The sequence below is a fragment of the Halosolutus amylolyticus genome, from assembly GCF_023566055.1.
Lineage (GTDB): Archaea > Halobacteriota > Halobacteria > Halobacteriales > Natrialbaceae > Halosolutus > Halosolutus amylolyticus.
Window position 1 is genome coordinate 156,038 of sequence record NZ_JALIQP010000003.1, and the last position, 22,075, is coordinate 178,112.

The window sequence follows — 22,075 nt, forward strand, 5'->3', positions numbered from 1 at the left end:
GGGCGAAACGGCCGTTACGCGAGCCCGAGCGTCTCTTCGGCCTCAAGCAGTTCGTGGTAACGGTTCCGGATCGTGACCTCGGAGATGTCCGCGACGTCGCTAACGGCCGCCTGCGTGGTCTTCTCGTTGGTCAGCAGGGCGGCGGCGTAGACCGCCGCGGCGGCCAGACCGACCGGCGACTTGCCGCTGTGGACGCCCTTCTCCTTCGCGTTCTGGAGCAGGCCGCGCGCGCGGTGTTCGGCCTCGTCCGAGAGGTCGAGTCCCGACGCGAACCGTGGCACGTAGCTCTCGGGGTCCGCGGGCTGGACCTCGAGGCCCAGTTCCCGCACGACGTAGCGGTAGGTGCGGGCGATCTCGTTCTTCTCGACGCGGGAGACGTCCGCGATCTCGTCGAGCGATCGGGGGACGCCGGCCTGGCGCGCGGCGGCGTAGACGCAGGACGTCGAGACGCCCTCGATCGATCGACCCGGGAGGAGGTCCTCGTCGAGCGCGCGGCGGTAGATGACGCTGGCGGTTTCGCGGACGTTCGTCGGGAGGCCGAGCGCGCTGGCCATCCGATCGATCTCGCCGAGGGCCTGTTTGAGGTTGCGCTCCTTCGAGTCGCGAGTGCGGAAGCGCTCGTTCCACTTGCGCAGGCGCTGCATCTTCTCGCGCTGGCGCGATCCCAGCGAGTTGCCGTAGGCGTCCTTGTTGCGCCAGTCGATGTTGGTCGAGAGCCCCTTGTCGTGCATCGTGTTCGTCGTGGGTGCGCCCACGCGGGACTTCTCGTTCTTCTCGGTGGCGTCGAACGCGCGCCACTCCGGCCCGCGGTCCACGGAGTCCTCCTCGACGACGAGGCCGCAGTCCTCACAGACGGTTTCGCCGTGCTCGTCGTCGACGACGAGATTGCCCGTACACTCCGGGCACGCGAGGTCGTTTTCCTCCTGCTCGGTCGTTTCGTCCGTCGTTTCCTGTTCGGTACGCCGTACTCTGGTGTTCGATGGTGCGTTTGTCATTGCGATGGCGAGTGCTGTCCGGCCGAACCACGCGCAAAAGCCGGACGGATTCGTTATCTACCTCGTTCAGACAGCCACGGTTTAACAGTTTCGAAATACCGGCCCACCAACGCTCGAAAACGGGTAATTCGTCGGAACTGGTATGAAAGATGCAAACATTCAAGCAGGGGTGCGAGCGCGAAACGTGGCAGTCAAACCGTCCCGGTGGGAACGGCGACCATGAACGTCGCCGTCGGGAGCACGAACCCGGTCAAGGTCGCGGCCGTCGAACGGAGACTCGATCGATTCGATCCGACCGTCACTGCCGTCGCGGTCGACTCCGGCGTCCCCGAACAGCCGTGGTCGATCGAGGAGACCGTCACGGGGGCGGAGAACCGCGCCCGACGCGCTCGTGCCGCGACGGACGCGACGTACGGCGTCGGCCTCGAAGGCGGTGTCGCCCGACTCGACGGGGTGGAGGGTCTTTCGCTGATCATGTGGGCTGTCGCGACCGACGGGAAACGCATCGAGCACGGCGGCGGGCCGACGCTTCGTCTCCCCGATCGTATCGCGTCGCGACTCGAGGCGGGCGAGGAACTCGGGCCGGTCATGGACGACGTCCTCGGGACCGAGAACGTCGCCGAAGCCGAGGGTGCCGCCGGCGTGCTCACCGACGACCTGACCGATCGGACGCAGGCGCTCGGCGAGGCCGTCGCCTGTGCGTTCGGGCCGCTCGTCCGATCGGGTATCGAGCCGTAGGTAGGCCGGCGTTACACACCGAAACAGTTCCGGAAGCCGGAGTGTCGTCGGTCCGAACGAATTAACCGGTCGTACCAACGCCACCTTTCGGATCGATTATTCCACGATTACTGGACGGGAAAACCGCAGGAAGGCGTCGGGTTAACTTCCCGTACCAAACCCCCTAAGGGTGACGCTGTCGTCCGTACGGGTATGAGCACTGCAATGGCCCCCGACCTCACGAGCAAACAGCGCCAGATTCTCCAGTACCTCCGGGAGAACGCGGCGACGAAGACGTACTTCAAGTCGCGGCTCATCGGGAAAGAGCTCGGGATGACGGCCAAGGAGGTCGGTGCGAACATCACCGCACTCCAGGAAGGTGACTACGAGGTCGAGATCGAAAAGTGGGGCTACTCCTCGAGTACGACCTGGAAGGTCGACGTGTAATTCGGCCAGCACGCGCGCTCTCTTTCGACGCCCTTTCTCCGCGACGTCATCGACGCCCTTCCTCCGAGACGTGACGGCCCCTGGACAGGGAGTCACTGCTCCGAACACCCCGACAGCGATACCGAACCGTCTTTTTCACAGGCGTCCACAGTGTGGCGACATGGAACCGGTCCTCTTCGATATGGACGGGGTCATCCTCGAGGGTCCCCGGACCGACCCGCAGGTCTACGACGACGCCGCGGACGCCGCCCTCGCTGACCTCGGTGCCGACCCGACGCCAGCCCAGCGGCGGTCGCTCCGGCAACACGATCTCGAGGGCGTCGAGGCGACGTGTACGGACCTCGGAATCGACTCCGATCGCTTCTGGCGACTGAAAGAGCACTACGCCTCCGTGGGCACCCACGAGCGGATCCGCTCGGGCGACCGGGGGCTCTACGACGTCGACGCGATTGCCGATCTCGGAGGTCGAACGACGATCGGACTGGTCACCAACAACCGCCACGAGACGGCGACGTTCGTCGCCGATTACCTCGAGAGCGAATTCGGCGTCGCGTTCGACGTCGTCCGCGGACGAGAACCGACGTTCGAGGGGTACCGGCGACGGAAACCGGACCCGTACTACCTCGAGCGCGCGCTCGGCGACCTCGGCGTCGAAGGGGGACTCTACATCGGCGACTTCCCGAAAGACGTGACGGCGGGCACTGCGGCCGGACTCGAGACTGCCCTCCTGCGTCGTCCACACAACCGCGGTCTCGAGCGCCCCGCGGACGCGACCTACGAACTCGAGTCGCTCGCGGCGCTTCTGGACACCGTCTCGATCGACTGACCGCGTGAGAAGAGCGCGTTCGAACCGATCTATCCGGTGTACTCGAGGTGGGCGTTCGCTTCGCGGGCGAGCGTCATCGCTCGCTCGCCGAAGGAGTCGGCGTGGCGGACGATCAGGAGCAACACCGTTTCGGGCCGCTCGACCGCGTAGCCGTCGTCGCGCGAGAGGAGGGACGCCTCCTCCAGTTCGCCCGCGTACTTGCTCACGGTCGGCGGTGACACTTCGAGCGCGTCCGCGAGGTCACCGGCGGTGGCGTCGGGATCCAGGAGGAGTTCGATCAGCATGCCCCGGGGCGTCGATCGACGGAGATAGCCCAGCGCGTCCTTTTCGAACTCGTCGAACCGGTCAGCCAGGACGAACCGCTTGTAGTCGCCGTCGCTGTATCGCTCGATCGCCCCGGCCTCCTCGAGCTGGCGGAGGTGGTGCTGGGTTTCACCCGTTCCGAGCCGGAGGTCGTCCCGGATCTTCGAGAAGTGAGCCCCGGGCGTCGTCGAGAGGTAGCCCGCGATCGCGTCACGGGCATCGCTCTCGCCCGTCTCGGCACTCGCGGTTTCGGAAAACCGGGCGAGCGGGGCAGTGGCCCCGAGGGCGGCGAATCGGCGCAGGGTTGCCCGTTTGTCGTCGTCGACCCCGTCGGGCGATACCATCGTGTCTCTACAGTCGGAAATGGGCCGAGTCGTAAAACCGGTTTCGCTCCGCCTCGCTCACCGAATCGTGACTCTCACGCGCGGCGAGGAGTCCGCTTCCGTCGGCCGCGACCGTGTCACTCCCCGCGCTGGTCCTCGCCGATTCCGCCGGCGTCGACGATGACGATCGAACTGCGCAACACGATGGGGCAAGCACCAGGACGAGGAGGCCGATCAGCAGGCCGGCAGCCGTCGTCGCGAAGAGCGGGGACTCCATACTGGTACGACGAAAGTGATGATAGAAAAACAGTTCTTTCCGATCGATCCCGTCGGACCGGTTCGATCGGTACGGACGAACCCGCTCGACCGCCGTTCAGGACGCGAGTTAGTCGTCCGTCCGTGAGCCGTCGGCGTCGCCCGCGGAGGCGTCGGTCCCGCCGTCGGTCCGGCCCTGGAAGTCCTGGTCCATCTCCTCGATGACCTCGTCCGGGTCGGCGATGTTCGACGGATCCTCGCCTTCCTTGATCGCCTGGGCCTCCTGTTCCATCGCCTCGACGTCCATCTCCGCTTCCTGGTCGATCTCGCCGATGATCTCGGCGATGTCGTCCAGGCCGATCAGTTCGCGGGTTTCCTCGTCGAACTCGAGACTCTCGAGCTGTTCGCCGTCCTCCTTGACGTCGCTTCCCGAGAGGTGCTTGCCGTAGCGGCCGACCATCGAGGTCAGTTCCTGGGGCATGACGAACGTCGTCGATTCGCTCTGGCCGATCTCGGTCAGGGCGTCCATCCCCTTGTCGATGACCGCGCGTTCGCCCATCGATTCGGCCGAACGGGCGCGCAGGACGGTCGAGATGGCGTCACCCTGCGCTTCGAGAATCTGGCTCTGCTTTTCACCCTGGGCGCGGATGATCTCGGACTGCTTGTCACCCTCGGCCTTCTCGACGGCGCTGCGGCGTTCACCCTGGGCCTCGAGAATCATGGCGCGACGTTTGCGCTCCGCGGAGGTCTGTTGCTCCATCGCGCGCTGGACGTCCTTCGAGGGGTTGACCTCGCGGACTTCCACGCTCTCGACGCGGATCCCCCACTCGTCGGTGGGTTCGTCGAGTTCGGTGCGGATCTTCGCGTTGATCTCCTGGCGCTTGTTCAGGGTGTCGTCGAGTTCCATGTCCCCCAGCACGGCACGCAGGGTCGTCTGGGCGAGGTTCGAGACGGCCTTCTTGTAGTCGTCGACCTCGAGGAAGGCCTTCTTCGCGTCCATCACTTTGATGTAGACGACCGCGTCGGCGGTCACGGGGGAGTTGTCCCGCGTGATCGCCTCCTGGCGGGGCACGTCCAGCGTCTGTGTCCGCATGTCGAATCGGTACGTGTTCGAGACGAACGGCGGCACCCAGTTGATCCCGGGCTCCAGCAGCTTCCGGTATTCGCCGAACACCGTCAGCGTGCGCTTCTCGTAGGCGTTGACGATCTCGATCGCGCTGAGAAGCGCGGCGATGACGACGACGAGGAGGAGGGCACCGATGAACAGCAGGGCACCACCGGTTTGCAGTGGGAGTAGCTCCATGTTTCAGTGTTACGGTGGGGGGATGAAAAGGGTTCCCTTGTTTCACTGACAAGATGCCCGATCCCGATCGGCCCGTCGGGCGGGAGCGATCAGTCGGACCGACTCGATTCCGTTTCGGTCGCCGACTCGTCGGACTCCTCGGACTCGTCGCGTGCGGTCGACGCGCCGGCATCCGCGTCGCGATCGGCGTTGGCGGCCGACTCCTCTGCGAGCGCGCGATCGATCTCGTCCTCGCCGATCGCGCCGAGCGATTCGACCGTGAGGACGTTCCCGCCGCCGGGATCGAGAACGATTATCTCTTCGCCCTCGTCGATCGTCCCGCTGGTCGTTCGGGCGCTGTAGTAGGGTGCAAAGCCGCCAGCGTCGAGTTTGACCTCGCCGCCGCGGGTCGTGACGGTCTCGGTGACGTAGCCCGTCGACCCGGCCAGGGACTTCGAGTCCGACGTCTGTGCCGTCCCCTTCCCGCCGTAGAAGTCGAACTCGCGGTAGACGTAGGTCGCCGCGATACCGATCACGAGCGTGAGCGCGGCCAGCGCGAGCGGGCCCACCGTGCCGGGAAAGACGATCCCGACGAGGCCCGCACCGACCAGTGCGATCCCGATGACGATGAGGTGAGCCCCCGGCGAGAGAGCCTCCAGCCCCATCAGGACGAGCCCCGCCGCCAGCAACGCGAGGGCCATATTTTCCACGAGGAGTTCGAGCATACGAACAGCTAGGGTCTCAGCCCGATTAAAGGTTTATTGGCCAGCGGGGGTGGATTTCAACCAAGTGGAAGCGCCAGCAGTCGGATAATGACAAGGATCATCGCGATCGCGCCCAGCAGGACGAAGATCGCGTGCTCGAGGGTCGGATCGCCGGCCTCGATCGGTGTCGAACTCGGTTCCGGTACGTATCCCTCCTCGTCCGTGTCCGCGGGCTCGTCGCCCCACTCCCGATCGTCGTCCGGCCCCGAGAGATCGATCGGAATCCGATCGCGCTCGGCCCGATCGCCGCCGGCACCGATGTGACCGGAGTCGTCGTCCCCGTCACGCCGACCCGGTGCGTCCGCGCCATCGTCGGGCGTCGGTGCGTCGTCGCGATCGGTCTGCCAGTCTTCCGCCGTGGCGTCCCGTGGTCCCTCCGACTGCCAGTCTCGTCCGTCGCGGTCGTCGCGATCGTCACCGGACGCGTCCTCTGCCATACGTGACTCCAGGACGGCCACGGCCAAAAATCCGCGGTCCGAGCGCGACGGGGCTCGAGGCGGCGTGCCACGAGGGTGTCGACGCCGCGACTCGCGATACGCGAGTTCAGGCCCGATCGCTCCCGTCGCGGGTGTCCCCGCCGTAGACGACGCCGCGCTCGGCGTCGAGGGTCACGGTCTGTCCGTCGCCGTCGTCCGTGAGGTCCGCGCCGCTGATCATCGGGATCCCTATCTCGCGGGCGACCAGCGAAGGGTAGCCGGTCATGCCGCGCTGGGCGTCGACGATCCCGCCGATCTTCGTGAGGTCGCCCTCGAACTCGTCGTCGAACTCGGCCGGCAGTGCGAGGATGGCGCCGTCCGGAACCTCGGAGAGATCCCCGTCCCGGACCGACACGAGCGGGCCGGAGGTCCGGCCCTCGACGACCACCCGGCCGGTTGTCAGCGCCTCCGCGGCGACGTGGACCTTGAGCATGTTCGTCGTGTTCGCACCCTCGAGTTCGGTCATCATCCCACAGAGGACGACTACCGTGTCGCCGCTTTCGGCCACGTCGGCGTTCAGCGCCGCCTGCACCGCTTTCTCGACGACGGCGCCGGCCCCCTGGTCCGAGACGTTGGCGTACAGCGGGGTCACGCCCCACGAGAGCGCGAGTTGTCGGCGGACGCGGTGGCTCGGCGTCGACGCGACGACCGGCACGCCGGGACGGTACTTCGCCGTCTTCAGCGCGGTGTAGCCGGACTCGGTCGCGGCCACGACGGCGTCCGCGCCGATGTCCCGCGCCAGGAAGCGGGCCGATCGAGCCAGCGCGTCCGTCCGCGCGTCTCCCGACGCGGGCACGCGCTGTTCGAGTAACTCGTCGTACTCCGCGGAGCCCTCGACCTCGCGGATGATGCTGTCCATGGCGCTCACGACCGCGGGCGGGTGGTCGCCGATCGCGGTTTCCGCGGACAGCATGACCGCGTCGGTGCCGTCGAGGACGGCGTTGGCGACGTCCGACGCCTCGGCCCGGGTGGGACGGCGCGCGTGGACCATCGAGTCGAGCATCTCCGTGGCCGTGATGACCGGCTTGCCCGCCTCGTGGCACTTGCGAATGATCCGCTTCTGGATCATCGGGACGTCCTCCATCGGACACTCGACGCCGAGGTCTCCGCGAGCGACCATGACCCCGTAGGAGGCGTCGACGATCTCGTTCAGGTTGTCCACCGCGCCGGCGCGTTCGATCTTCGCGACGATCGGAATCTCCGCGCCGAGGTCTTCCAGGACCTCGCTGACCTCGTAGACGTCCTCGGCGTCCCGGACGAAACTCGCCGCGACGAAGTCGACCTCCTTCTCGGCGGCGAGTTCGAGGTCCTTCCGATCGGACTCGGTGACGACGTCGAGATCGAGGTCGACGCCGGGGACGTTGACGCCCTTGCGACCACCGAGGTCGCCGCCGGTGTCGACCCGGGCGCGGATCCCGTCGTCGTCCTGCTCGATCACGGTCGTCTCGATCAACCCGTCGTCGAGCAGGATGCGATCACCCGCCTCGACGGCGTCGATCGGCAAGGAGAGGCCGATCCGATCGGGAGTCGCGTCCTCGCCCTCGGCGAAGACGATCTCGGAGCCGGTCTCGAGGTGAACCGTCTCGCCCTCGGGAAGCGGTGCAGTGCGGATCTCGGGGCCCTGCATGTCGAGCATCACCGCGACGGGTTCGTCGCGTTCGTCGTCGACGGCCCGGACGCGATCGATCAGTTCGGCCCGGTCCTCGCGGCTGCCGTGGCTCGCGTTCAGCCTGGCGACGGACATGCCCGCGTCGGCGAGGCTCCGGATCGCCGACCGGGTGTTCGAGGCCGGCCCCAGGGTACAGACGATCTTCGCGTTTCTCATGTCGACCTCTATCGCGGGCACTGGCAAAAAGATGGGTGACTTACTCGTTATAGAGTTTATTTTTGAACGATAGTTTCGGCGCCCGTCCTGTGCCACGTCAACCGTTTTCCGAGTGCCGTCCGTCCCGTCGGACGTGCCCACCTACGCCTCGCTCATCGAACTCGCCGATCGGGACGTCCAGAACGCCCAGGAGATGGCCTCGATCTGGGGTGAGGTCAGAACCGAGTTCGAACAGCACAACGCCGAACTGCTGGACTCGTACGCGATCCTCGGGGAACACGACTTCCTCGCCCTGTTCGAGGCAGGTGACAACGAGGCGGCGTTCAAATGCGCGCTCACGCTCCGTCGTCACGGCCTCGACGGCCAGACCATGGAGGTCGTCGACACGGACGACATCTCCAATCTGGTCGACGAGATCTGATCGGTCTCGCCGTCGACGCGAGTCTCACTCCGGCGACTCCTCGAGCAGCCGAGTTATCTGCTGACCGCTGACGACCTCGGGGATGACGACCTCGTCTGCGCCGGCCTCCCTCGCGACCGACTCGTACATCTCTTCGCCGACGCGGACGAGCAGTTCCGGCGTGTTCTCCGCCGTCCCACTGACGATCGTGATCTGGATCGTGATATTCGAATCGTCGATCGCGGCGACGAGTTTCGACGCGCGATTGATCCCCGCGTCTCGCAGTACCCCCTCGCGTCTGGCGTCGCCCTCGACGAGCAGGTGGCCGTCGTCTCGCGCTCGACGGGCGGTATCCTCGTCGAATTCGACGACGACGATGTCCCGCCCGGCGTCGGCGAGACGGTTCGCGATCGTTCGTCCGAACATTCCGTAGCCGCAGACGATGACGTGGTTTTCGAGTTCCGAGATCTGTCGACGCATGGTTGCTCGTGTCACCTCCGCTCGAATCTGTCCGCCGAACGCCGCAGTGAGCACCGTTTCACCGATCCACAGGCCCGAGAGGACCAGTCCGACCGTAACCAGGATCGAATACGCCTTGATGGCTCGGACCGGTCCATCGTGCTGTTCGAAGTGAAGTTCGATGCTCGTCGGATCGATCAGCCAGAACGCCGCCTCGACGAGTCCGACGCCGTCGAGAGTCGCGAACCCGAAGACGCCGGCGGAAACGATCGCCACGAAACTCGTGATCGGCGCCAGCGTCCGTCGCAGGATCGGTCGATCGGCCATCGGGGAGCCGAGTGCTGATCGCACAGGCGACAGTAGGAGGGAGCACGTATAGACGTGCGGATTGCTGCAAAGCGGTCCTCGACTCGTCGCGACGCGACCGACGTCGCTGACTGTCGTTCCCGCGGCGTGGTAATCGTGACCTGGGTTTGACCCTCGTGTCAGCGTAGCGGCTCCTATGAGCACACCTTCTCCCGACGACCCGATACCATCGGACGCGGAGATCGCGCGCGCGGCGACCGAACAACCGATCGAGGACGTGGTTTCCTCGCTCGGTCTCGAACCCGACGACCTCGATCCGTACGGAGATTCCGTCGCCAAACTCACGGCCGAGACCACCCGACAACTCGCGGAGCGATCGACAGCCGACGCCCGGTACGTCCTCGTCACCGGCATGACGCCGACGCCACGCGGTGAAGGGAAGACGGTGACCAACGTCGGCCTCGCACAGGCGTTCGATCGGCTCGGCAAGACCGCCGTCGCTGCGATCCGCGAGCCCTCGCTCGGGCCGGTGTTCGGGCTCAAAGGCGGCGCGGCCGGCGGCGGCTATTCCCAGGTCCTCCCGATGGAGGACATCAACCTGCACTTCACGGGCGACCTCCACGCTGTCACGGCCGCGCACAACGTGATTTCGGCGACGCTCGACAACCACGTCCACCAGGGGAACGAACTCGGCGTCGACCCAACGGAGATCGTCTGGCCGCGGGCGATCGACGTCAACGATCGCGCGCTGCGCGAACTCGTCGTCGGACTCGGCGGCTCGGCGAACGGGCCGCCACGCGAGGACGGGTTCGTCCTGACGGCGGCCTCGGAGCTCATGGCCGTGCTCTGTCTGGCCGACGGGATCGCCGACCTGAAAGACCGGATCGGGAGAATCATCGTCGCCTACGACGCCGACGACGACCCCGTCACCGTCGACGACCTCGGCGTAACCGGCGCGGTCGCCGTGTTGCTCAGGGACGCGTTCCGGCCCAACGTCGTCGGAACGATCGAGGGGACGCCGGCGTTCGTCCACGGGGGGCCGTTCGCGAACATCGCTCACGGAACGAACTCGATCGTCGCGGACCGGGTCGGCGGCGCACTCGCCGACTACGTCGTCACGGAGGCCGGTTTCGGTGCGGACCTCGGGGCCGAGAAGTTCTTCGACATCGTCGCTCCGGCCGCCGGCATCGAGCCCGCGGCCGCGGCGCTGGTCGTCTCCGTCCGCGCGCTCAAGTACCACGGCAAGGACATGTGGCCCGTCGAGTTCGACACCCTCGAGGAACCCGACGTCGACGCCGTCCGCGCCGGCTTCGAGAACCTCGATCGGCACGTCGCGATCCTCGAAGCGTTCGGCGTTCCCGTCGTCGTCGCCGTCAACCGGTTCCCCGGGGACGCTGACGACGAAGTCGACGCGATCCTCGACCACTGTCGGGAGGGTCTCGGCGTTCGAGCCGCCGAATCGACGGTCTACCGGGATGGCGGCGACGGTGGGATCGAACTCGCGACGGCGATCGACGACGCCGTCGACGAGCACGACGAGCCGTTCGAACCGATATACGACCGCGACGCGCCGGTCGCCGAGAAGATCGAAACGGTCGCGACCCGGGTCTACGGTGCGGACGGCGTCACCTTTACGGACGACGCCCGCGCCGATCTCGATCGACTCGAATCGATCGGGCTCGCGGACGCCCCGGTCTGTCTCTCGAAGACGCCGTACTCGTTCAGCGACGATCCGTCGAAAAACGGCGTGCCGGAGGGGTGGGAGCTGACGGTCCGGGAACTCCGACCCTCGGCAGGCGCAGGGTTCGTCGTCGCGCTCACCGGTGACGTCCTCACGATGCCCGGACTCCCGTCGGATCCGGCTGCACTCGAGATCGACCTCGAGGGGGATGGGACCGTGACGGGGCTGTTCTAGATCGCTACCGGATCTTCTCGCCGATCGCGGCGTCGCCGTGGGTCGTCAGCAGGTCGGCCTCGTCGCCGGCCGCGAGGATCATGCCGTTGGACTCGACGCCGAACAGTTCCGCGGGCTCCATGTTCGCCAGCAGGATGCACTTCTGGCCCGGCAGTTCGTCGAGGTCGTGGAGCTGCTTGATCCCCGCGACCACCTGGCGAGTCTCGAAGCCGATGTCGACCTCGAGGCGCGCGAGGTCGTCGGCGCCCTCGATGCCCTCGGCCGACTCGATGCGGCCGACACGAATGTCCAGTTCCTGGAAGTCCTCGAATCCGATGCGGTCCTCGAGTAGCGGCTCGAGATCGTCGGTTGCTGCCATGGACTCCGATTCGTCCGCGGCGGTGTCGTCGCTTTCGGTTTCCGCCTCGTCGTCATCGTCGGCTGCGTCCGCCACGCGTTCCTCGAGCTTCTCGTTCAGTTCCGCGACCCGATCGTCCTCGATCTTCGCGAACAGTTCGCCGGGTTCGTCGAAGGTCCGCGGCGGTGCCTCGAGCGCGTCCTCGAGGTGGGCGTCGGCGATGTCGCCGTCCTCGCCGAGTTGCTCCCAGAGCCCCTGGGCCTTGTCGGGAGCGATCGGTTCGAGCAGGACGGCGACGGCCTTGGCGATCTGGACGCAGTCGCGGATGACTTGCTCGGCGCGCTCGGGGTCGTCGTCGGTGAGCTTCCAGGGCTCGTTGCGCTGGATGTACTCGTTGCCGAACTGCGCGAGTTGCGTCGCGGCCTGCCCGATCCCGCGCAGGTCGTAGTCGTTGACGCTCTCGCGGGCGTCGCCGATCGCACCCTCGATGCGCTCGCGAACCTCTTCGGAGACGTCCGCCTCCGGCGTCCCCTCGTAGTTCCGGTAGGCGAAGAGCAGCGATCGGTACCAGAAGTTGCCCACGGTGCCGACGAGTTCGCCGTTGACCTTCTCCTGGAAGGCGTCCCAGGAGAAGTCGACGTCTTGCTGGAGGCCGCCGGTCGTCGTCAGGTAGTACCGGAGCAGGTCGGGGTGGAACCCCTCGTCGAGGTACTCTTTGGCCCAGATCGCCCGATTGCGACTCGTGGAGAGGCCCTTGCCGTTGATCGTGATGAAGCCGGTCGCGGCGACGCCCCGGGGTGCGTTGTAGCCCGCCCCTTCGAGCATCGCGGGCCAGAAGATGGTGTGGTGCTGGATGATGTCGCGGCCGATGACGTGGACGATCTCACCCTCCTCTCTCCAGACCTGTTCCCAGTCGTACTCGTCGCTCCCGACGCGCTCGGAGTACTGCTTCGTCGAGGAGATGTACTCGATCGGCGCGTCGACCCAGACGTAGAGGACGAGGTCCGATTCGCCGTCTGGATAGTCGATCCCCCAGTCCATGTCGCGCGTAATGCACCAGTCCTGCAGGCCGTCCTCGATCCACTGCCGGGGCTGGTTCCGGGCGTTCGAGGTCCCCTCGAGACCGTCGAGGAACTCGGTCAGGTAGTCCGCGAACTCGGAGACCTCGAAGAACTTGTGGGTCCGATCGCGGTACTCGGCCGGGTTCCCGGTGATCGTGCTGGTCGGGTCCTCGACCTCCCCGGGTTCGAGGTGGCGCTGACAGCCCTCGTCGCACTCGTCGCCACGGGCTTTCGCGCCGCAGTAGGGACAGGTCCCCTCGACGTACCGATCCGGGAGGTACTGGTCGGCGTCGGGGTCGTAGGCGACCTGGATCTCCTTCTCGTAGATGTACCCCTGCTCGTCCAGGGAGCGGACGATGTCCTGCGTGGTCTCGACGTTGGTCTCGTCGTGGGTGTGGCCGTAGTTGTCGAACTCGACGTTGAACTGCGGGAACGTCTCCTCGTACTGGCGGTGCCAGTCCAGGGCGAACGCTTCGGGGTCGACGCCCTCTTTCTCGGCGTTGACGGCGACCGGGGTGCCGTGCATGTCCGAGCCACAGACGTAGGCCGTCTCCTGGCCGAGCGTCTGGAGCGCGCGATTGAAGGCGTCTGCGCCGATATACCCCCGCAGGTGGCCGATGTGCAGGTCGCCGTTGGCGTACGGCAACCCGCAGGTCACGACCGCGGGTCGATCCGTCGGAAAGTCGTCGGTGCTCATATCTGTGTGCTGTCGGTGACGGGCGTAAAACCCGCCGGTTTTCGATCGTCGATCGGTTCTCGAGGGAGACTCGTCGCTGAGACGAACGCGTCGATTCGCGTCGGGTTTCGACGCCGCGTGGACACCGGATGAGCGATGCGATCGCGGCGATCCTCCCGGTCGAGAGTGCCGTCGCTACATCCGCATGAGAAGGGCGTCGCGGACGGCAGGCGTCGTCATCGACTCCGAGTTGTGGGTGATCTCACATAACGTTTCGCCTCGGCGATCGCGCGTCGCGTGTGTCCGCCTTCGGCCCCGCAGTCTCCAGTTTGAGTCCGATGACAGTCCGGGTATCGATCGTATACGAGTCACAAAGCCTGGCTTTCCGCTTTCGACGGTCACCTACTGTTTTGCGATCACATCTCACACGTCACGTCCATGAGTTCCATCGATATCCCGCGCGAGCAGTGGGCGACGCGAGCAGGATTCATCCTCGCTGCCGTCGGGAGCGCAGTGGGGCTCGGGAACATCTGGCGGTTCCCGTTCCTGACGGCGGAATCGGGCGGTGCGATCTTCGTGCTGGTCTACCTGCTTCTCGTCGCGCTCATCGGACTCCCCGTGATGCTCGTCGAGTTCGTCATCGGACGCCGATCCGAGCGGAACCCGATCGGTGCCTTCAGGCGCCTCGGTCATCCCTCCTGGCGCTTTGCCGGGGCGATCGGTGCGTTCGCGGGCTTTGTCATCCTGTCGTACTACAGCGTCGTCGGCGGCTGGGTGCTCCAGTACATCGTCGCCAGCTTTTCGGGCGGCTACGGCGGCGACGCCGAACTGTTCTTCGTCGAGACCGCGTCCGGAACGAACGCGATCGTCTCCCACGCCGCCTTCATGGGGCTCGTGGCCGGTATCGTCGCCCTCGGCGTCCGCGAGGGGCTCGAGCGGGCGGCCAAGGTGATGGTGCCGAGCGTCATCGTGCTCCTCGTGATCCTCGCCGGGTACGGCGCCACGCTCCCGAACGCGAGCACGGGCTACCAGTTTTACCTCAATCCGGACGTGAGCACGTTCGCGTCCGACGCCGTTTCGATCCTCCCCGCTGCGGCGGGGCAGGCGTTCTTCACGCTGTCGCTCGGGATGGGCGTGATGATCACGTACTCCTCGTATCTGGGCGAAGACCGCGATCTGCTGAACGATTCGATCATCATCGTCGTGATCGACACGTTCATCGCGATCCTGGCGGGCCTCGTCGTCTTCCCCTTCCTCGCCTCGCAGGGAGTCGATCTCGAAACCGGCGGCGGCGGTGCCGGCGCCGTCTTCATCAGTCTCGCGACCGCGTTCGAGTCCATGCCGGCCGGCCATCTCGTCGGTGGCCTCTTCTTCATCATGCTGGCGATCGCCGCGCTGTCGAGCGCGTTCAGCATCCTCGAAGTCGTCGTCTCGTTCGTGACCGACACGTTCGACGTCGATCGCGTCCCGGCGACGATCGGGCTCGCGGCCGTCATCTTCGTCGTGGGTATCCCGACCGCGACGGATTTGAACTACCTCGACGCATACGACCTGTTCGCGAACAATATCCTGCTCATCGTCGGCGGCCTGTTACTCTCGATCTTCATCGGCTGGGTTTACGCCCCCGACGCGCTCGAGGAACTCGGGCAGGGCCGGGGCGGAAACGGCCTGTTCGACACGTACTGGATCACTGTCGTCCGGGTCGTCGTCCCGCTGGTGCTCCTCTACACGGTGTACCTCGCGGTCGTGGAGTACATCGAGTTCCTCCAGGGGACGTTCTTCTAACTCACTACCGTTCGTCGACCGTCCCTCGATCGACGTCCCAGATCGCCGGAAGCAGGTCGAACCGGCTGCCAAAGAGCAGTCCCAGGCCGACGAGTAGCGGTCCGAGAAACAGCACCCCGTACGCTCGGTCTCCGGACGGGAGGACCGGCGCGACCGCGGCTCCGACCCACGCGAGCCAGGCCAGCGCCTCCCACGGCTTCCCGTCGTAGAGGCGCCAGACGGCGACCGAGAGGAGGAAGCCGGCGAGTGCAGCCGAAAGCGGTGCGGGATCGACGGCGCGCGAGAGCGCGACGATCGTCGCGAAGCCGACGACTGCGACCCCGTCGTGTCGATCGAAATCCATGCGGGTACCTGCTCGGGGAGGGCAAAAACGCGTATCGGTTTCGCGGCCCGACCGTCGTTCATCCGGACTGTTGCCCGTCGGTTCCGGCCCATCCGCGACCCGTCTGCGGGTGCGCCGGGACCTCGGGGCGGCGATCCGTATCAGTCGTCGCAGACGACCGGGACGCTCGCGCGCACCTCCAGTCGATCGAGGTCGGCGACGAACGAGGCGAGCATCTCCCGGGAGACGTGGGGCATACAGACGATCCGGAGTTCGCCGGTCCCGGTCCGGGAGATGCGCCAGCCCCGGTCCCGGAGCGCGTCGAAGGTCGATCGAGGGACGTCCGCCGCGACCAGCGGCAGGGTGGGCTCGACGACCTCGTACCCTCGCTTTTCCAGCGCGTCGGCGAGCCACTCGGCGTTGTTCTGCGAGCGGACGTACTGCGTCCGGTAGCCGGTGGGCCACAGTTCCGCCATGGCCGCGACGGCGCTCGCGACCCCCGCACCCGATCGGGTTCCGGTCAGCGTCGCCTGGGCTGTCGACTCGAGGTACGGCGTGTCGACGGCGAGTTCGTCCAGCAGGTCCGCGGAGCGGACGAGCAATCCGCCGGCCGGGACGGCGGCCTGGCCCATCTTGTGCGGGTCGATCGCCATCGTGTCGACTGGCGCGTGCGAGAAGTTCCACTCGTGGTCCGTAAAGGGAAGGACGAACCCACCCCACGCGGCGTCGACGTGGAGCATGGCGTCGACCTCACGGGCAACGCGGCCGAGTTCCGGGATCGGATCGACGCGACCGTACTCGGTCGTCCCCGCGACGCCGACCACCAGCGCCGTCTCCGCGTCGACGCAGGTGCGGACGGCCTCGAGATCGACCCGGTGGTCCGCGTCGGTCGGGACGATCCGGAGGTCGACCCCGAGCACGTCGGCCGCCTTCTGGAAACTGAAGTGGGCGGACTCTGGCATGACGACGTTCGGCGTCGTCGTGTCCGCACGCTCGCGAGCGATGCGGACGGCCTGGAGGTTCGCTTCCGTTCCGCCGCTCGCGACGTACCCCGTCGGATCGTCCAGCCCGGCGATCTCGCCGAGCATCGCGATCGCCTCGTCTTCGAGCGCTGTGACGGTGGGATACGTCCCGGGATCGCCGGGATTCGTCGCGAGAAATCGTTCGGCCGCGTCGCGCGCTACCGGGTGTGGCTCCGTACACATCGACGAGAGCACCCGATCGAACGCTTGCGGCTCGGCTTGCATATCACGTGAGATGATGGTCAACGGTTTATTACTTGCGTTTACCGGTCGATCGTACCGCCAGAACGACGGAGCGTGGCGGATCTCGTCGCCGGCGAACCGACGATCGGTTCCGCGTCGGCCGTCGGCACGGGAGCGCAGTCGCGGTCGGGACGACGCGCTACCGGACGGAATCGAGGAGCAACTTCTGCTCGACCCGCTTGACCTCGTGCTGGACGTCACGGACGGCGTCGATGTTCGCCGAGATCGAACTGATTCCCTCGTTGACGAGGAACTGGACCATCTCGGGTTTGGAACCGGCCTGTCCGCAGATGCTCGTGTCGACGTCGTGTTCGCGGCAGGTCTCGATGACGTCGCCGATGAGGCGCAACACGGACGGGTGGAGTTCGTCGAACCGATCGGCGACGTTCTCGTTGTTCCGATCGACCGCCAGCGTGTACTGGGTGAGGTCGTTCGTGCCGAACGAGGCGAAGTCGATTCCCGCGGCGGCCATCTCCTCGATCGCGAGGGCGGACGCGGGGGTCTCGACCATGATACCCCACTTGCGCTTCTCGGGGTCGATTCCGGACTCGGTCAGGAGTTGCCTGGCGCGGTAGACGTCATCGGCGTCGTTGACCAGCGGGAACATGATCTCGACGTTGTCGTACCCCATCTCGTAGAGTCGGCGGAACGCCTCGAGTTCGTGGGCGAAGACGTCCGGCCGATCGAGCGAGCGGCGGATGCCGCGGTAGCCGAGCATCGGGTTGTGCTCGGCGGGTTCGTCCTCGCCGCCCTCGAGCTGGCGGAACTCGTCGGTCGGGGCGTCGAGGGTCCGGACGCGAACTGGTCGCGGGTAGAACTCGTCGGCGACGCCGCGGATCCCGTCGATCAGTTCCTTGGTGTAGGCGTCGGCGCCGTTTTCCTCGATGAACTTCTCCGGCGTCTGGTTCAGCGAGAGGATCATGTGCTCCGTCCGCAGCAGTCCGACGCCGTCGGCACCGGTCGCAGCCGCGCGCTCTGCGGCCTCCGGAATCGAGACGTTGACCTTGACCTCGGTCGCGGTCATCGGCTTGACCGGCGATTTCGGCCGGACCTCTTCGACGGGTTCGGCCTCCTCTTCCGGTTCGACGACCTGCCCTTCGAGCACCGACCCCTTGTCGCCGTCGAGCGTGACGACCTGGCCGTCCTCGAGGACGGTCGTGGCGTTCGTGGTCCCGACGATCGCGGGGACGCCGAGTTCCCGGGAGACGATCGCGGCGTGGCTGGTCATGCCGCCCTCGTCGGTGATGATCCCCGCGGCGCGTTTCATCGCGGGCACCATGTCCGGCATCGTCATCTCGGTGACGATGATGTCGCCCTCGCCGACCTTGGCGAGGTCGTCGAGTTTCGTGACGATCCGGGCCTCGCCGCTTACCGTGCCGGGACTCGATCCGAGTCCGTCGACGATGACCTCGCCGGTCTGCTCCGGTTCTGCGGCGCTTCCGGCCTCGGCGGCCTGGACGCTGCCACTCCCGTCGGTGAGTCCCGCCGTCGCCTCGGCGTCGCTCTCGCCTGGATCGTATCCTTCCCCGGCGTCGTCGATCGTCGTGATCGGTCGGGACTGGAGCATGTAGACGTCGCCGTCGACGATCGCCCACTCGACGTCCTGTGGCTCGTCGTAGTGGTCCTCGACGCGTTCGCCGAGGTCGAGGAGGGCGTCGATCTCCGCGTCGTCGATGACCCGGGCGTTCCGTTTGTCCTGGGGGACCTCGCGTTCGACGGTTGTCCCGGTCTCCTCGTCTTTGACGTGCATGACCTTCTTCTCGGCGACGGTCACGTCGACCGATCGATCGTCGCGTTCGACGACGTAGTTGTCCGGCGAGACGGCGCCGGAGACGACGGCCTCGCCCAGTCCCCAGGCGGCCTCGATGATCATCGTCGGATCGCCCGTCGACGGGTGGCTGGTGAACATGACGCCCGACTTCTCGGCGTCGACCATCTGCTGGACGACGACCGCGATGTTGACGGCGGAGTGGTCGAACCCTTGCTCCTGGCGGTAGTAGATCGCCCGCTGGGTGAACAGCGACGCCCAGCACTCCCGGACTCGATCGAGCAGGTTCTCCTCGGTGACGTTGAGGAACGTCTCCTGCTGGCCGGCGAAGGATGCGTCGGGCAGGTCTTCGGCGGTCGCGGACGAGCGGACCGCGACGAACGCCTCGCCGTCGCCGACCTCGCGGTAGGACTCGACGATCTCCTCGCGGAGGTCGTCGGGGAAGGGCGTCTCGAGGATCAATTCCTGGGCGCGCTCGGCGGCGTCCGCGAGCGCGCTCGAATCGTCGACGTCGACGTCGACGGCGGCGAACAGTTCCTCGTCGATGTTCGCCTCTTCGATGAACGAGCGGTACGTTCCCGCGGTCACGACGAATCCGGGTGGGACGGGGAGCCCGGCACCCGTCAACTCGCCGAGGGACGCACCTTTGCCGCCGACCGTCTCGAGGTCGTCGGCGCTGATTTCCTCCAGCCAGAGTACAGCCATTGCTATCTGGTGGGTCACTCGACCGAATAAAGAAGGTTGCGAACGGCTCCCAGGAGTCGCAACTCACGTGTGAATGAGTTTCTCCAGTTTGGTGGCAAATACTGCGCGGCCCGCGAGAGAACGGCGCGCTTAATATTGCCTATAACGCGCTCGATAATGCCCCTATACGCCGAACTCGATAGCAATCGTCCCGTTCGGCACTCGTGTTCGATATCGAGTATGTTCTCGATCGAGTCTGTCTCACCGAGTGACGTGAACGGCTCCGGCGCGAGGACTGGCTTCTCGGAGGGCGACCGGTTCCGTTATCGCTCGCCCGGACCGGTCCCAGTTCCGGCGCCGACAGCAACGCCCACCGTGGTCCGGGCGGCGGTTGCGCCGGTAAATCGTACAGCAATCCGTATCAGGCCTCGAGTATCTCGTCTTCGTCGTCCTCCGGGACGACGATCGAGCCGTCGAGGACCGTCACGCCGCGGCCGCCGACCTGGACCGCGCTCCCGACGCGCACCCGGACGATCCCGGGCCGATCGACGTAGTGGCCCTGCTCCAGTCGCAGTTCCTCGGGAAAGTCGTCGTCGAACGCGCCGAACCGATCGAGGTAGGCACCGGCGGCCCCACTCGCGGTCCCCGTCACGGGGTCTTCCGGGACGCCTGCTCCGGGGGCGAACATCCGGCCGTGGAGCGTCGACTCGGCCTCGAGCGCGTCGAACGTGAAACAGTATATTCCGGTCGCGTCGAGGTCGTCGGTCAGGGTCTCGATCGCCCGCATATCCGGCTCCGCGCTCCCGAGATCGGACAGGTAGGTGATCGGGACGACCAGGAACGGGAGTCCGGTCGAGGAGACCGCCAGCGGAAGGTCCGCGCTCGCGCCCTCGAGCGCGGCCCGGTCGACGCCGAGCGCGTCCGCGACGCGATCGTAGCCGACGTCGACCTCGCGAATCGTCGGCGCGTCCTGGGTCATCCAGACCGTTCCGTCCGCTTCGACGTCGATCTCGAGAACGCCGACGTTCGTCTCGAGCGTCGTCGTTCCGGGTTCGAGCCCGGCGTCGTGGAGGTGGGCGAACGAGCCGATCGTGGCGTGGCCGCAGAGGTCGACCTCCTGGGTCGGCGTGAAGTAGCGGACGCGGCGGTCCGCGGCCGCGCTGGACCGGAGGAAGGCCGTCTCGCTGAGCGCGAGTTCGTTCGCGATCGACTGCATCTGGGTCTCGGAGAGGTCGTCGGCGTCCGGAACGACGCCCGCCGGGTTCCCCGTGAGCGGTTCGTCGGTGAACGCGTCGACCTGGAGCGCGCGAACCGTATCCATACCGTCGCGGTCGAACGGGAAGGGTATCAATCCATCGTCGGCTCGCGGTCTCCCTGCCCCGGTTCCGGAGGCGATCCATCGCGATTGCGGGCGGCGTTCCAGTCCGTCTCAGTCGTCCTCGGCGGGTTCGACCGGAGACACGTCAACGTCGTCGAGGGGTGAGCGGACGCCGGAGTCGTGCGTGCCGACTGGCGGCAGATTCACGTCAGCAGCCGGCGACTCCGCGAGATCGGTCGCCGGCTCCAGACGGTCCATCTCGCCCTCTTCCCGCGTATCTTGATCGATCCGCATCGAGCAGAACTCCGCGCCGCACATCGAGCAGAAGCGGGCCTCCTTGTAGTTGTCTCCGGGCAACGTCTGGTCGTGGAACGAGCGGGCGCGATCGGGATCGAGGGCCAGTCGGAACTGTTCGCGCCAGTCGAACGCGTAGCGGGCTTCAGAGAGGGCGTCGTCCCAGTCACGCGCGCCGGGGCGTTCGGTTCCCACGTCGGCGGCGTGGGCGGCGATCCGGTACGCGGCCAGGCCGTCGCGGACGTCCTCCGCCTCGGGGAGTCCCAGGTGTTCCTTCGGGGTGACGTAACAGAGCATCGCGGCCCCGGCCTGGGCCGCCATCGCGGCCCCGATCGCGCTCGTGATGTGGTCGTAGCCCGGCGCGATATCGGTCACGAGCGGGCCGAGGACGTAGAACGGTGCGCCATCGCAGACCTCCTGCTGGCGCTCGACGTTCTCGGCGATCTTGTGCATGGGAACGTGGCCGGGGCCTTCGACCATGACCTGGACGCCGTGGTCCCATCCCACTCGGGTCAGTTCGCCCAGCGTGTCGAGTTCGGCGTACTGGGCCTCGTCGCAGGCGTCGGCCAGACAGCCCGGTCGCAGGCTGTCCCCGAGGCTGACCGTGACGTCGTGGTCGGCGAAAATCTCGCAGATCTCCGGAAAGACCTGGTACAGCGGGTTCTGTTCGCCGTTCGCTTCCATCCACTTCGCCACGATCGACCCGCCGCGGGAGACGATCCCCGTCTTCCGGCCGTCCGTCAGCGGCAGGTGTTCGGCCAGAATTCCCGCGTGGATCGTCATGTAGTCGACGCCCTGCTCGGCCTGTTTCTCGACGATCTCGAGGAGCAACTCTTTCGTGATCGCGTCGGGACTGCCGGCCTGTGTGACCGCCTCGTACAGCGGTACCGTCCCGATCGGCACCGGCGAGTGCTCGACGTGCATCTCCCGGATCTCGTCCAGGGCGCTTCCGGTACCCAGGTCCATCACCGTGTCCGCGCCGTAGTGGATCGCCGCGTGGAGTTTCTCGAGTTCGGTCTCGCGATCGCTGGTCGTCTCGCTGTTGCCGATGTTGGCGTTGACCTTCGTCGCGAACTCGCGGCCGATGATCATCGGATCGAGCGCGTCGTGGTTCCGGTTCGACGGGATGACGGCCTGACCCTCCGCAACCTGTTCCCGGACGAACGCCGGATCGCGGTTCTCGCGATCGGCGACGCGGCGCATCGCTTCCGTTACGACGCCGTTACGAGCGGCCTGGAGCTGTGTTGGCGGCATTGATAACTAGGTTATACT

General features: G+C 66.5%; 20 protein-coding genes. 6 read left to right on the forward strand and 14 right to left on the reverse strand.

Features of this window, described 5'->3' with window-relative positions:
* Window positions 1-14: 14 nt before the first annotated feature.
* Window positions 15-995, reverse strand: coding sequence for a transcription initiation factor IIB (locus MUN73_RS13335; RefSeq protein ID WP_250140984.1), 981 nt, complete (start codon window positions 993-995; stop codon window positions 15-17).
* A gap of 219 nt (window positions 996-1,214) precedes the next feature.
* Between MUN73_RS13335 and yjjX the strand changes: the two genes are divergently transcribed.
* From yjjX to MUN73_RS13350, 3 genes are all read left to right on the forward strand, one after another.
* Window positions 1,215-1,733 carry an inosine/xanthosine triphosphatase gene (gene yjjX, locus MUN73_RS13340; RefSeq protein WP_250140985.1) on the forward strand — a complete coding sequence of 173 codons (519 nt, stop codon included), beginning with the start codon at window positions 1,215-1,217 and terminating at the stop codon, window positions 1,731-1,733.
* Window positions 1,734-1,937: 204 nt separating this feature from the next.
* Entirely contained in the window at window positions 1,938-2,159 is a 222-nt protein-coding gene (locus MUN73_RS13345) for a DUF7123 family protein (protein WP_250141354.1), read from the forward strand.
* Between the two features lie 160 nt (window positions 2,160-2,319).
* Window positions 2,320-2,985 carry an HAD family hydrolase gene (locus MUN73_RS13350; protein WP_250140986.1) on the forward strand — a complete coding sequence of 222 codons (666 nt, stop codon included), beginning with the start codon at window positions 2,320-2,322 and terminating at the stop codon, window positions 2,983-2,985.
* Window positions 2,986-3,014: 29 nt separating this feature from the next.
* On the opposite strand, the gene MUN73_RS13355 is transcribed toward MUN73_RS13350, so the two are convergent.
* The 6 genes from MUN73_RS13355 to pyk all read right to left on the reverse strand — a co-directional run bounded on the left by MUN73_RS13355 (window position 3,015) and on the right by pyk (window position 8,213).
* Window positions 3,015-3,632 carry a winged helix-turn-helix transcriptional regulator gene (locus MUN73_RS13355; protein ID WP_250140987.1) on the reverse strand — a complete coding sequence of 206 codons (618 nt, stop codon included), beginning with the start codon at window positions 3,630-3,632 and terminating at the stop codon, window positions 3,015-3,017.
* A gap of 7 nt (window positions 3,633-3,639) precedes the next feature.
* Complete coding sequence (locus tag MUN73_RS13360) at window positions 3,640-3,888, reverse strand: hypothetical protein (protein ID WP_250140988.1); 249 nt, start codon at window positions 3,886-3,888, stop codon at window positions 3,640-3,642.
* A gap of 108 nt (window positions 3,889-3,996) precedes the next feature.
* Window positions 3,997-5,169, reverse strand: a complete 1,173-nt coding sequence (locus MUN73_RS13365) for an SPFH domain-containing protein (protein WP_250140989.1) — start codon at window positions 5,167-5,169, stop codon at window positions 3,997-3,999.
* Window positions 5,170-5,258: 89 nt separating this feature from the next.
* Window positions 5,259-5,873 carry an NfeD family protein gene (locus MUN73_RS13370; protein ID WP_250140990.1) on the reverse strand — a complete coding sequence of 205 codons (615 nt, stop codon included), beginning with the start codon at window positions 5,871-5,873 and terminating at the stop codon, window positions 5,259-5,261.
* 56 nt (window positions 5,874-5,929) lie between these two features.
* Entirely contained in the window at window positions 5,930-6,349 is a 420-nt protein-coding gene (locus MUN73_RS13375; RefSeq protein ID WP_250140991.1) for a DUF7312 domain-containing protein, read from the reverse strand.
* Window positions 6,350-6,455: 106 nt separating this feature from the next.
* On the reverse strand, window positions 6,456-8,213 hold the full coding sequence (pyk, locus tag MUN73_RS13380) for a pyruvate kinase (protein ID WP_250140992.1): 1,758 nt from the start codon (window positions 8,211-8,213) through the stop codon (window positions 6,456-6,458).
* Window positions 8,214-8,346: 133 nt separating this feature from the next.
* Here pyk and MUN73_RS13385 point away from each other — a divergent pair, with 133 nt between their 5' ends.
* Window positions 8,347-8,634, forward strand: a complete 288-nt coding sequence (locus MUN73_RS13385; RefSeq protein WP_250140993.1) for a GYD domain-containing protein — start codon at window positions 8,347-8,349, stop codon at window positions 8,632-8,634.
* A 24-nt stretch (window positions 8,635-8,658) separates the two neighbouring features.
* On the opposite strand, the gene MUN73_RS13390 is transcribed toward MUN73_RS13385, so the two are convergent.
* Entirely contained in the window at window positions 8,659-9,399 is a 741-nt protein-coding gene (locus MUN73_RS13390; protein WP_250141355.1) for a potassium channel family protein, read from the reverse strand.
* Between the two features lie 175 nt (window positions 9,400-9,574).
* On the opposite strand from MUN73_RS13390, the gene MUN73_RS13395 reads away from it, so the two are divergent.
* The gene (locus MUN73_RS13395) at window positions 9,575-11,293 is read left to right on the forward strand and encodes a formate--tetrahydrofolate ligase (protein WP_250140994.1); all 1,719 of its coding nucleotides are present in this window, start codon (window positions 9,575-9,577) and stop codon (window positions 11,291-11,293) included.
* Window positions 11,294-11,297: 4 nt separating this feature from the next.
* Here the strand turns inward: MUN73_RS13395 and metG are convergent, their stop codons facing one another.
* Window positions 11,298-13,388 carry a methionine--tRNA ligase gene (gene metG, locus MUN73_RS13400; RefSeq protein ID WP_250140995.1) on the reverse strand — a complete coding sequence of 697 codons (2,091 nt, stop codon included), beginning with the start codon at window positions 13,386-13,388 and terminating at the stop codon, window positions 11,298-11,300.
* 417 nt (window positions 13,389-13,805) lie between these two features.
* On the opposite strand from metG, the gene MUN73_RS13405 reads away from it, so the two are divergent.
* Window positions 13,806-15,152 carry a sodium-dependent transporter gene (locus MUN73_RS13405; protein WP_250140996.1) on the forward strand — a complete coding sequence of 449 codons (1,347 nt, stop codon included), beginning with the start codon at window positions 13,806-13,808 and terminating at the stop codon, window positions 15,150-15,152.
* A 4-nt stretch (window positions 15,153-15,156) separates the two neighbouring features.
* On the opposite strand, the gene MUN73_RS13410 is transcribed toward MUN73_RS13405, so the two are convergent.
* The 5 genes from MUN73_RS13410 to thiC all read right to left on the reverse strand — a co-directional run bounded on the left by MUN73_RS13410 (window position 15,157) and on the right by thiC (window position 22,057).
* On the reverse strand, window positions 15,157-15,495 hold the full coding sequence (locus MUN73_RS13410; protein WP_250140997.1) for a hypothetical protein: 339 nt from the start codon (window positions 15,493-15,495) through the stop codon (window positions 15,157-15,159).
* Window positions 15,496-15,635: 140 nt separating this feature from the next.
* Complete coding sequence (gene mfnA, locus MUN73_RS13415) at window positions 15,636-16,721, reverse strand: tyrosine decarboxylase MfnA (protein WP_250140998.1); 1,086 nt, start codon at window positions 16,719-16,721, stop codon at window positions 15,636-15,638.
* Between the two features lie 157 nt (window positions 16,722-16,878).
* A complete protein-coding gene (ppsA, locus tag MUN73_RS13420; RefSeq protein ID WP_250140999.1) occupies window positions 16,879-19,212 on the reverse strand; it encodes a phosphoenolpyruvate synthase in 2,334 nt (777 codons plus the stop codon).
* Window positions 19,213-19,612: 400 nt separating this feature from the next.
* A complete protein-coding gene (locus MUN73_RS13425) occupies window positions 19,613-20,512 on the reverse strand; it encodes a PhzF family phenazine biosynthesis protein (RefSeq protein WP_250141000.1) in 900 nt (299 codons plus the stop codon).
* Between the two features lie 108 nt (window positions 20,513-20,620).
* The gene (thiC, locus tag MUN73_RS13430; protein ID WP_250141001.1) at window positions 20,621-22,057 is read right to left on the reverse strand and encodes a phosphomethylpyrimidine synthase ThiC; all 1,437 of its coding nucleotides are present in this window, start codon (window positions 22,055-22,057) and stop codon (window positions 20,621-20,623) included.
* Window positions 22,058-22,075: the final 18 nt, after the last annotated feature.